Annotated in this window: 9 protein-coding genes; 3 read left to right on the forward strand and 6 right to left on the reverse strand. The window is 63.5% G+C overall.

Translation table 11 applies throughout. The annotated features are described in order from the left end of the window. Positions 1-34: 34 nt before the first annotated feature. Complete coding sequence (locus tag FJ941_RS29010) at positions 35-208, reverse strand: hypothetical protein (protein WP_015318449.1); 174 nt, start codon at positions 206-208, stop codon at positions 35-37. A 230-nt stretch (positions 209-438) separates the two neighbouring features. Here FJ941_RS29010 and FJ941_RS29015 point away from each other — a divergent pair, with 230 nt between their 5' ends. Continuing rightward, positions 439-756, forward strand: a complete 318-nt coding sequence (locus FJ941_RS29015) for a hypothetical protein (RefSeq protein ID WP_181169848.1) — start codon at positions 439-441, stop codon at positions 754-756. Positions 757-957: 201 nt separating this feature from the next. Here FJ941_RS29015 and FJ941_RS17565 read toward each other — a convergent pair whose 3' ends face one another. The 3 genes from FJ941_RS17565 to FJ941_RS17575 are packed head-to-tail and all read right to left on the reverse strand — an operon-like array spanning position 958 to position 4,577. Further along, positions 958-2,118 carry a M20 aminoacylase family protein gene (locus tag FJ941_RS17565; protein ID WP_140507478.1) on the reverse strand — a complete coding sequence of 387 codons (1,161 nt, stop codon included), beginning with the start codon at positions 2,116-2,118 and terminating at the stop codon, positions 958-960. After that, positions 2,111-3,358, reverse strand: coding sequence for a Zn-dependent hydrolase (locus tag FJ941_RS17570; RefSeq protein ID WP_140507512.1), 1,248 nt, complete (start codon positions 3,356-3,358; stop codon positions 2,111-2,113). Before FJ941_RS17570 ends, FJ941_RS17565 begins: the two co-directional genes overlap by 8 nt. 22 nt (positions 3,359-3,380) lie before the next feature. Continuing rightward, entirely contained in the window at positions 3,381-4,577 is a 1,197-nt protein-coding gene (locus FJ941_RS17575) for a diaminopropionate ammonia-lyase (protein ID WP_140507480.1), read from the reverse strand. 105 nt (positions 4,578-4,682) lie between these two features. On the opposite strand from FJ941_RS17575, the gene FJ941_RS17580 reads away from it, so the two are divergent. Both FJ941_RS17580 and FJ941_RS17585 read left to right on the forward strand, forming a co-directional pair. After that, positions 4,683-5,162, forward strand: coding sequence for an Lrp/AsnC family transcriptional regulator (locus tag FJ941_RS17580; protein ID WP_140507482.1), 480 nt, complete (start codon positions 4,683-4,685; stop codon positions 5,160-5,162). 62 nt (positions 5,163-5,224) lie between these two features. Further along, positions 5,225-6,367, forward strand: coding sequence for an NAD(P)/FAD-dependent oxidoreductase (locus FJ941_RS17585; RefSeq protein ID WP_140507484.1), 1,143 nt, complete (start codon positions 5,225-5,227; stop codon positions 6,365-6,367). Between the two features lie 15 nt (positions 6,368-6,382). On the opposite strand, the gene speB is transcribed toward FJ941_RS17585, so the two are convergent. After that, complete coding sequence (gene speB, locus FJ941_RS17590) at positions 6,383-7,192, reverse strand: agmatinase (protein ID WP_140507486.1); 810 nt, start codon at positions 7,190-7,192, stop codon at positions 6,383-6,385. Positions 7,193-7,303: 111 nt separating this feature from the next. Beyond that, complete coding sequence (locus FJ941_RS17595) at positions 7,304-9,424, reverse strand: molybdopterin oxidoreductase family protein (protein WP_140507488.1); 2,121 nt, start codon at positions 9,422-9,424, stop codon at positions 7,304-7,306. Positions 9,425-9,687 lie beyond the last annotated feature (263 nt).

The raw sequence follows: 9,687 nt of genomic DNA on the forward strand, positions 1-9,687 counted from the left end.
GAAGCAGCTCTGCCAATTCGGCGGACCAAGAAGGTCAGCGTTTCGGGTCAACGCCCATCGACGCCGATTGCCGGCGCAACGCCTCGCGGTCGTTTGCGGGCGCCGGCAGCAAGAGAGGATCGACACTGTCGGGTACCTCATCGATCATCTTGCGGGCGAGACGGTAAGTAACAAAGGCCAGCGTGCCAACCAGGAGCAAACGGATCATGCGGCGGTCCTCCTTCGCTGGGTCAACCTGAGGCAGGGGATTTTGTTCCCTCGGTGCAATAGAGCAACCAAACCGACACCGCGTCGTTTTGGGGGTGGAGGAAGTAGCGATGAAAAAGCTAGTACTGATCCTCGCGCTGGTGGCCTTGGCTCTCTCGGCTTGCGACAACAAACTGCCGCCGACAAAGGCGCCTGGAGCGGACCAAGACCTCGCAATTCCTGTCGTGAACAATGGCATTGCTGGCCAGTGAATGGTGCCCTGCGCCAGACGATTACGGCATCGCCTCAACGCATTGCCTCGAGGTGATCGAGGCGGAACTTGGAATTGCGCAGTTCGTGGCCTGCGTCCTGGCGCAGCTGTTGTATCTGGGCCGAGGCAGCGGTCAAGTTTCGTTCGAGTTCAGCGATAAGCGCGCGCACCCGCCGCGCTTCGTCCTGACGCGCGCCTTTATCCAGTTCCGCCCGCGCATCTATGAACCACAGCAAACTAAAAGCCCGCCGCGGTCATGGCAGCAAAACTCTGACTTCCGCCAAGCGCGAGCATTCTAAATTTAACGAAAGCTAATTTAGCGCAGGGAAGAAGGCCGGCGCCGCTTGGGAGGTAATCTGATAGCGCCGGCCAGGCGGATATCAGGTCCGCCGCGCCAGGGAGGCTAGCTGAGTCTTGCCGTTGCGTCATGCGAGATCAGGGATTTCAACCGTTCCCGGGCGTTTTCCCCCCGTAAAATGCCGCGAAAAGCCCATGAGGGTTCAAGTCCCAAGCCGCTGCCTGGCGATGGCGACATGGAAATTGACACCGAACAACAGCCCATCATCGTTGAAGTCGTAGCTGGAATTGTGAAGCGGTGCCGAGACCTCGCCATTGCCGAGGAAGACGAAGCAGCCCGGCACATGATCGAGGAAGCGGGCGAAATCCTCCGATGCCGTCATCGGCTCGCGGGCGACCGCGATATTGCCGGGCTCGAACACGTGTCCGGCGGCGGCGAAGGCCGCATCGACCAGTTCGGCATCGTTGCGCAAAGGCACGAATTCCCTGGTATAGTTGACCTCGGCGGTGACATTGTAGGCGGCAGCGATACCTTCGGCGACAATGCGCATCTGGCGTTCGATCGCGGCGCTGACCTCGGGGCGGAAACTGCGCGCGTCGCCAAGGATGCGGGCAAGGCCCGGCAGCGCGTTGCGGGTGCCGTCGGTGATCAATTCGGTCACCGAAACCACGGAAATGTCGGCCGGGCTCAGCCGTCGCGAGACGATGGTCTGCAGGTTGGTGACCAGCGCACAGGCGGCAACCAGCGTTTCCTGACCCGAATGCGGCCGAGCAGCGTGGCCGCCCAACCCCCTGAGGACGATCTCGAAAATATCTTCGGCCGACATGACCGGGCCGGCGCGGGTTTCGAAATGCCCGACAGGCAGGCCCGGCATGTTGTGCAGGCCGAATATCTCGTCGAAGGGAAAGCGCTGCATCAGGCCATCATCGAGCATCGCCAACGCGCCTTTTCCCCATTCCTCCGCCGGCTGGAAGATGAAGCGCACCGTGCCGTCGAAACCACCCTCCCCAGCCAGAAGCTTGGCCGCACCCAGCAGCATCGCCGTGTGGCCGTCATGGCCGCAGGCATGCATGAGACCGGGATTGCCGGAGCGGTGGGGCGCGGTCGATTGCTCCGATATGCGCAGCGCATCCATGTCGGCCCGCAGCGCGATGGCACGGTTGCCGCTGCCACGCTTCAAAGTGCCGACGACGCCGGTGCCGCCGACACCCTCGGCGACATCGTCCAGGCCGAATTCGCGCAGCTTGGCCGCGACGAAGGCCGCCGTGCGCTTTTCCTCGAAGCCGAATTCGGGATGCGCGTGCAGATCGCGCCGCCATCCGGTCATCTCCAGCTTCAGCGCATCGCGATCGATTTCAGCCATTGTCTGATATCTCCTGATCCGCAAGGCGGGCGACGACATCAAGCAGGATGTTGGCGCCGGCGACAAGCTCGGCATCGGCGGTATGTTCGCGCGGATTGTGGCTGATGCCGCCGGCGCTCGGCACGAAAATCATCGCCGCGGGCGCAAGGCGCGCCATCATCTGCGCATCGTGGCCGGCGCCTGAGGTCATGCGCTTCGATGCATACCCGCGCTTCTTCGCGGCGGCTTCGATCAATTCGACAATGCTGATATCGAAGATCACAGGCTCGAAGCGGGCCAGCCGCTCGACCGAGATCGCGACGCCATCGCCGGCCGCGAGGTCCTCAAGAAACGCGGCGAGCGCGGCTTCCTCGGCTTGCAGGCGATGCTCGAAAGGGTCGCGCAGGTCGACGGTGAAGACGGCGCGCGAGGGGATGACATTGATGGCGTTTGGCTCGAAACGCATCGTGCCGACCGTCGCAACGGTCGGCGTGTTCGAAGCCTTGGCGCGGTCGTGCAGGAACGTGACGACACGCGCAGCCGCATGCCCGGCGTCATTGCGCATCGACATCGGCGTGGTGCCGGCGTGGTTGGCGATGCCGTCTATGGTGATGCGCTGCCAGGAGATGCCTTGGAGGTTTTCCACAGCACCGATCGGTACGCCTTCGCGTTCCAGGACCGGGCCCTGCTCGATATGCAATTCGAGATAGACATGCGGTTGGAGGAAGCCCGGCTCCTCGTCGCCGGCATAGCCGATGCGGGCCAGTTCCTCTCCCAGCACGCTGCCATCGGTGCCGACGGCCGCCAGCGCCTCGTCGATACCGACGCCGCCGGCATGGACCAGTGAACCCATCATGTCAGGGGAATAGCGAACCCCTTCCTCATTGGTGAAGGCGGCGACCGCGAGCGGGCGCGACGGGACAAGAGCCGACGCTTTCAGCGTTTCGATCACCTCCAGCCCGGCGAGCACGCCGTAGCAGCCGTCATAGATGCCGGCATCGATGACAGTGTCGATATGCGAGCCGATGAGGATCGGCGCATGGCCGGCATTCTCCGGCACCTGCCAGATTCCGAAAATATTTCCCATGCGATCGATGGCGATTTCGAGACCGGCCTCGCGCAGCCAGCGGACGAAGCGGTCGCGACCCAGCCTGTCGGCGTCGGAGGCGGCCAGCCGCACCAATCTGCCCTCGCCATCACGACCGATACCCCCGAGCTCGCGGATGCGGCCAAGCAGCCTTTGTGCGTCGATCGAGGTCATTGCATCGATCAAGGTCATGGCGTCACTCCAGCACCTTGCCGGCAAGCACATCCTCCGGATTCATGCCGACGAGTTCAGCATAGCGGCGGGGATCTGTCGCGCCTTCGGTGTTGACGACCAGCACGCGCGAAGTGGCGTCGAGGCCAAGCTCGGCCTTATGATCGGCCATCGCCCGGATCAGCCCGGCAAGGCCGACCCCGCCGCTTTCACCGGCGACGATGGCCGGATCGTTGCCGGCCGGCCATGCCAGCCGACGCATGACCGCGATGGCTTCAGCCTCGTCGACGGTCATGAAGGCATCGGCGGCGCGTGCCAGCACCCGCCAGGCGACCGGCGACGCCTCGTAGCATTCGAGCATCGCCATAACCGTCGCCTCGCCATGCGCGATCTTGACCGGATGCCCGGCCTTGGCGGCGCCGAAGACGCAGGCGGCACGGGCGGGTTCGACCACCGTGAAAACCGGTCTGGTTTCGCCGAGCACGATGGCGAGATGGCCGGCGATCGCGGCCGCGATGCCGCCGACGCCGGCCTGCACGAAGACATGGGTTGGCGGTTCGGAGAGCTGGCGCAGCGCCTCGCGCACGATCGCCGTGTAACCCTGCATGACAAGGCCTGGAATGCGTTCGTAGCCCGGCCATGAGGTATCGGAAACCACCGTCCAGCCTTTCTCCGCGGCGATGCGCGCCGCCTGCCTGATCGAATCGTCGTAATTGCCGTCGACGCGGATCATCTCCGCGCCGTAGCGGGCGATGGCCGCGACGCGCTCGTCGCTGACGCCGGCATGGACAAAGATCGCTGCCTTTGCGCCGACAAGCTCGGCGCCTTGCGCGACGGAGCGGCCATGATTGCCGTCGGTAGCGCAAGCAACCGTCATGGTGGCCGCGACCGACCGGACTTCGGGCCGTTCGAGATCGCCGACATCGACGGAGCGGCCGAGCCGCTTGCTTGCCTCCTCCAGGACCAGACGGAAGACCGCATAGGCGCCGCCCAGCGCCTTGAAGCTGCCTAGGCCGAGGCGAAAGCCCTCATCCTTGACATGCAAGGTGCCGAGGCCGAGTTCTCCAGCCAACGCCGGCAGGGCGTGCAGCGGCGTCGTCAGGTGATTGTCACGGCAGGCAAGGAAACGCTCGACAGTGTCCGCCCCGGCGATGCCGAGGGTTTCGGCATCGGCCGCGTCCAGCGGCTGGCGGTACAAGGCATGGCGATTGGGTAGGAACATTGGCGGGCTCTCCTTGGCGTCGTCCAAGAAAAGATATTGCAAACCATGCGCAAAAAGCGCCGTAATTTGGCTCTCGAAATGCAAGTTTGTTTCGTCGGGACAGCAATGCCTCATTCGCCAGCCTCACTCGACAGCTTCGATCTCGCCATCCTTGCCATCCTGCAGCGGGACAACACGACGCCGCAACGGTTGATCGGCGAGGCGGTGAACCTGTCGGCGCCGGCCGTGCAGCGCCGCATCAAGCGCATGGAGCAGACCGGCGTCATTGCCGGCAATGTCGCCATCGTCGAGCCTGCGGCCGTCGGCCAGCCGATCACCCTCTTCGTCGAGGTGGAGCTCGAGAGCGAACGCACCGAATTGATCGACGAGGCCAAGAGGCAATTCTCGGCGGAGCCGCAAGTACAGCAATGCTATTATGTCACCGGCGAGGCCGACTTCATCCTCGTTATCACCGTGGCCGACATGGGCGCTTACGAGGCGCTGACGCGAAAACTGTTCTTCGGCAGCAACAATGTGCGGAAGTTCCGCACCTTCGTCGGCATGGACCGCGTCAAGGTCGGGTTGACGGTGCCCTTGCCTGGATGAGCCGGTGGCACCCTGGCCACGTTTCTGACATTCTGGATCGCGAATTGGCGGTGGAGGCGCGCATGGACGAAGCCACGAAAGTCACGATCATCGGTGCCGGACCGGCGGGCCTGGCGGTTGCTGCGTGCCTGCGGCAAGCCGGGCTGGATTTCGTCATGCTCGAAAAGGAGCAGCAGGCAGCGCCAGCCTGGCGGCGTCACTACGACCGCGTGCACCTGCATACGACCAAGCGTTACTCCTCGCTGCCCTTCGTCCCCTTCCCCAAGGACTATCCGCGCTATGTGCCGCGCCATCTCGTGGTCGAGTATCTCGAAGCCTATGCAAAGCGTTTCGACCTGGAGCCCCGCTTCGGAGAGACGGTGCGGGCGATCGCCCGGGAGGGCCGCGGTTGGCGGGTGGAATCGACGTCCGGCGCCTTACGCGCTTCGCATGTGGTGATCGCGTCCGGCTACAATGCCGAGCCCTTGCTGCCCAAATTTGCCGGCATCGACACCTTCAAGGGCAAGACGCTGCACAGCGCCGACTATCGCAACGCCACGCCTTTTGCCGGCCAATCGGTGCTGGTCGTCGGCATGGGCAACACCGGTGCGGAGATTGCGCTCGATCTGGCGGAAGCCGGCGCCCGACCGACGATCTCGGTGCGTGGCGGCGTTCACATCGTGCCGCGTGAACTGTTCGGCGTGCCGATCCAGATGGTCGGCATGGCGACGCGGCTCGGGCCGCAGCGCATCAACGACGCCCTGTTCCCCGTCATCCTCGATCTGGTACTGGGCAGGCTGGAGAAGTTTGGGCTCAGACGGCCGAAGCAGGGACTGCTGCAGCAGATCGCGCTTGCATCGCGCATTCCGGTGATCGATGTCGGCACCATCGGCAAGATCCGCGAGGGCGCGATCAAGGTGGCGCCCGACATCGCTGAAATCTCGGAACGCGGTGCCTGTTTTGCGGACGGCAGGAACAGCGAATTCGACGCCATCCTCTTCGCCACCGGCTATCGGCCGGGCTATGCCAGGTTCCTCGAACCCGGCATCGAGCCGGGGCCTAGCGGCGTCAATGCCCGCGCTTCGGATCTCGGCCTCTATCTGGTCGGCTTTCACAACGCGGTCACCGGGCTGCTGCGCGAAATCGGTATCGAAGCCCAGGCGGTCGCCGACGACATCCGCCAGCGGCAAAACAGGAAGAAGGCGACTGAGACCCTGCCGGTGTGAAATTCGGCCGCGCTGTCAATCCTCCGCAGATGATGCCCTGAGCATCATGCCGGCGATCTCCTTCGTCAGTTTGGCGGCGACAAGCGCCGTCACATTGGAGAGGTCCTGGCTCGGATTGTATTCAACGATATCAGCAGCAACGATCGGCTGGTTGATGCCTTGAATGAGGTTGATGACTTGCCGTGTCGACAGCCCGCCAGGCTCACGATGTGAGACGCCGGGCGCAAAAGCAGGATCGAGCCCGTCGATATCCATCGAGATATAGACGGGCGTCTTGAGATCAAGGGACAGGCTTTCGCTGAAATGCGCAGCCTCCACGACCTCTACACCGAAGCGCTTGAACTGATCGCGGTGATGGTCGTTCACGGTGCGCAAGCCGATCTGGATCAGGCGGTCGGCAAGCCGCTCCTCCATGATCCGTGCGAAAGGCGATGTGTGCGAACGCGGATTGTCACCGTAGGCATGATAGATGTCGGGGTGGGCATCGATGTGAACGATCGTCAGGCTTGGATGGCGACGGCGCACCGCACGCAGCACCGGCCAGGAGATGGCGTGATCGCCGCCCAGGCTGATCAGGGGATGGCCTGCGTCCAGCGCGCGGTCGACTTCGCTCTCGATCCGCTGCCAGGGATCGCCCGGTTGGGCGAAGTCGATGTCGCCATGATCGACGAAACGGCCGGTCAGGTCGAAGCCGGTCTCGCTCCATGAGGAGTAAGCATCGCTGATGAGTTCGCGCCTGATGAGCGGTGGCGCCTTAGCAGCCCCCTCAAGATAGGACGAATTCTCGTCATGCGGTATTCCCAGAAGCGAAATCGCGCCGGCCATCGACACTCTCCCATTTGCGACGGACGACTGCCTCTATAGAGACGGGAGTTGGCGTTCGCGACCGCTGGTGTTTGGGCCAGAGGTGGAATCGGGAACGGGAAATCAGCAGCACTAGGCGCCCAGGTCTTCCGCCTTGCGCAGCCACACCTTGTTGTCGTGGAAGGCAGCGCCGCCGTAAGGGGCGGGCGCATCGGCTCCCGTCAGCACGTTGATGCCTTCGCCGCGCTCATGCGCGCTGTTCGGCCAGATGCCTTCGGCGATCACGACACCGCGCTTGATACCGTCGAACAATTTGGCGTGCAGCACCACCTCGCCGCGCATGTTGCCGATCTCGACACGATCGCCGTCGGCAAGATCGAGAGCCGCCGCATCGTCAGGATGCAGCAGGAGCTCCGGGCGGCCCTCCTTGGCCTTCGACACCGGTGTCTCGGAAAAGGTCGAGTTGAGGAAGTTGCGCGCCGGCGAGGTCGCCAGCCGGAACGGATGCGCTTCGTCGGCCACTTCGATCAGATCGACATGATCGGGAAATTCGGGCAATAGCGCCACCGGGCCGAACAACCCCATGCTCTTCGGCGGCCGGTTGGGAGCCGCCTGCCCGGTCCAGTCGGCGCGGAAGCGGAATTTTCCGTCTGCGTGACCAAAGCCCCGGATGAAATGCGCCGTGTCGAAATCCGGCTGCAGGTCGATCCACTTCTCGTCCTTCAAGGAGTCGAAACTGCCCAGCCCGCGCTTGCCAAGAATGATGTGGATATGCTGCTGTTCGGTGAGGCCGAAGCCCGGCCTGTCGGCGACACCGAGGCGCTCGGCCAGTTGCTCGATGACGAAATGGTTGGTGCGCGGCCCTTCCGGTGGCTCAATCAGCTTGGGGCCGAGCGTGATGTGCTGGTTGCCGCCGCCCTTGTAGATGTCGTCGTGCTCGACGAACATCGTCGCCGGCAGCACGACGTCGGCCAGCTTGGCAGTGTCGGTCATGAACTGCTCGTGCACGCAGGTGAACAAATCGTCGCGCAGGAAACCCTGTTTCACCAGCCGCTGCTCGGGCGCGACATTCACCGGATTGGTGTTCTGGATCAGCATCGCCGTTACCGGCGGTCCGCCATAAAGCGCGTCGCTGGCGCCGGTCAGCACCGGGCCGATACGCGAATGGTCGAGATAGCGGATCGAGGGATCACGCATCCTCGTGCCTTCGAGCACATCCTGGTTGAGTTTGAAGATGCCGGAATTGGAATGGAAGGCGCCGCCGCCCTCATACTGCCAGGCGCCGGTGACGGCGGCGATGCAGGACGCCGCATGCATGTTGACGGCGCCGTTGCGCTGGCGCGCAAAGCCGTAGCCGAGGCGGAAATATGTTTTCCTGGTCGTGCCGACCAATCGCGCGAAGGCCTCGATCTCGGCAACGCCAAGGCCAGTGATGGCAGAGGCCCATTCCGGCGAGCGCGTCTTCAGGTGCGCTTCCAGTCCTTTCGGATCGTCGGTGTATTTTTCGAGATAGGCGCGGTCGGCCAAGCCTTCCATGAACAGGACATGCATGACAGCACAAGCCAGCGCGCCATCGGTGCCGGGCTTCAGGACCAGGCCCATATCGGCCTGTTTCATGGTCGCGTTTTCATAGACGTCGACGACGACGATTTTCGCGCCACGTTCCTTGCGCGCCTTGATGGCGTGGGTCATGACATTGACTTGCGTCACCACCGCATTGGTGCCCCAGATCACGACGCAATCGGATTTGGCCATCTCGCGCGGGTCCGGTCCGCGCAAGGCGCCTGCCCCCATCATCCAGCCGGTCCATGCGAGATTGGTGCAGATCGAGCCGAAGAAGCCCGAGTACTTTTTTGCATGCCGCAGCCGGTCGATGCCGTCGCGCTGCACCAGCCCCATCGTGCCTGCGTAATAGTAAGGCCAGACCGTCTCCGAGCCATACTTCTCCTCGGCCGAGATGAACTTTTCGGCGACGAGGTCGAGTGCGGCCTCCCAGCTTGATTCCTGCCAGACGCCCTCGCCCTTGGCACCCTTGCGCACCAGCGGCTTCAGCAGACGGTCGGGATGATGGATGCGGTCGGCATAGCGCGCGACCTTGGCGCAGACGACGCCCGCCGTATAGCTGTTGGCCTTAGCGCCATGGACACGCCCGATGCGGTTGCCATCGAGCAATTCGACCTCGAGCGCGCAGGTCGACGGACAATCATGCGGACAGGCCGAATGGCCGATGCGAAGGTTCGCGTGCTGGTTCATGGGGGCAAACTAGCGGTTTATGACGGCCACGTGTAGGGCCAGATGGTGCCTTCCCTTCTCCCCTTGTTGTGGGAGAAGGTGGATCGGCGCGCAGCGCCGAGACGGTTGAGGGGTGTTCCAGCGGAATGAGACGCTGGCGTTCCTGGAACACCCCTCATCCGTCGCCTTCGGCGACACCTTCTCCCACAAGGAGGCCTTTGCACGGAACCGGGTTGGTGATTCCGTGCGTAAGGAATGAAGAGGGATGATTCGGATGGTCGATC

Origin of the sequence: Mesorhizobium sp. B2-3-13 (assembly GCF_006442195.1) — a bacterium.
Lineage (GTDB): Bacteria > Pseudomonadota > Alphaproteobacteria > Rhizobiales > Rhizobiaceae > Mesorhizobium > Mesorhizobium salmacidum.

Coding starts and splice junctions, on each gene's coding strand:
- FJ941_RS29015 (WP_181169848.1), top strand. CDS start 439: ATGGCATTGCTGGCCAGTGAATGGTGCCCTGCGCCAGACGATTACGGC.
- FJ941_RS17580 (WP_140507482.1), top strand. CDS start 4,683: ATGCCTCATTCGCCAGCCTCACTCGACAGCTTCGATCTCGCCATCCTT.
- FJ941_RS17570 (WP_140507512.1), bottom strand. CDS start 3,358: ATGACCTCGATCGACGCACAAAGGCTGCTTGGCCGCATCCGCGAGCTC.
- FJ941_RS29010 (WP_015318449.1), bottom strand. CDS start 208: ATGATCCGTTTGCTCCTGGTTGGCACGCTGGCCTTTGTTACTTACCGT.
- FJ941_RS17575 (WP_140507480.1), bottom strand. CDS start 4,577: ATGTTCCTACCCAATCGCCATGCCTTGTACCGCCAGCCGCTGGACGCG.
- speB (WP_140507486.1), bottom strand. CDS start 7,192: ATGGCCGGCGCGATTTCGCTTCTGGGAATACCGCATGACGAGAATTCG.
- FJ941_RS17565 (WP_140507478.1), bottom strand. CDS start 2,118: ATGGCTGAAATCGATCGCGATGCGCTGAAGCTGGAGATGACCGGATGG.
- FJ941_RS17585 (WP_140507484.1), top strand. CDS start 5,225: ATGGACGAAGCCACGAAAGTCACGATCATCGGTGCCGGACCGGCGGGC.
- FJ941_RS17595 (WP_140507488.1), bottom strand. CDS start 9,424: ATGAACCAGCACGCGAACCTTCGCATCGGCCATTCGGCCTGTCCGCAT.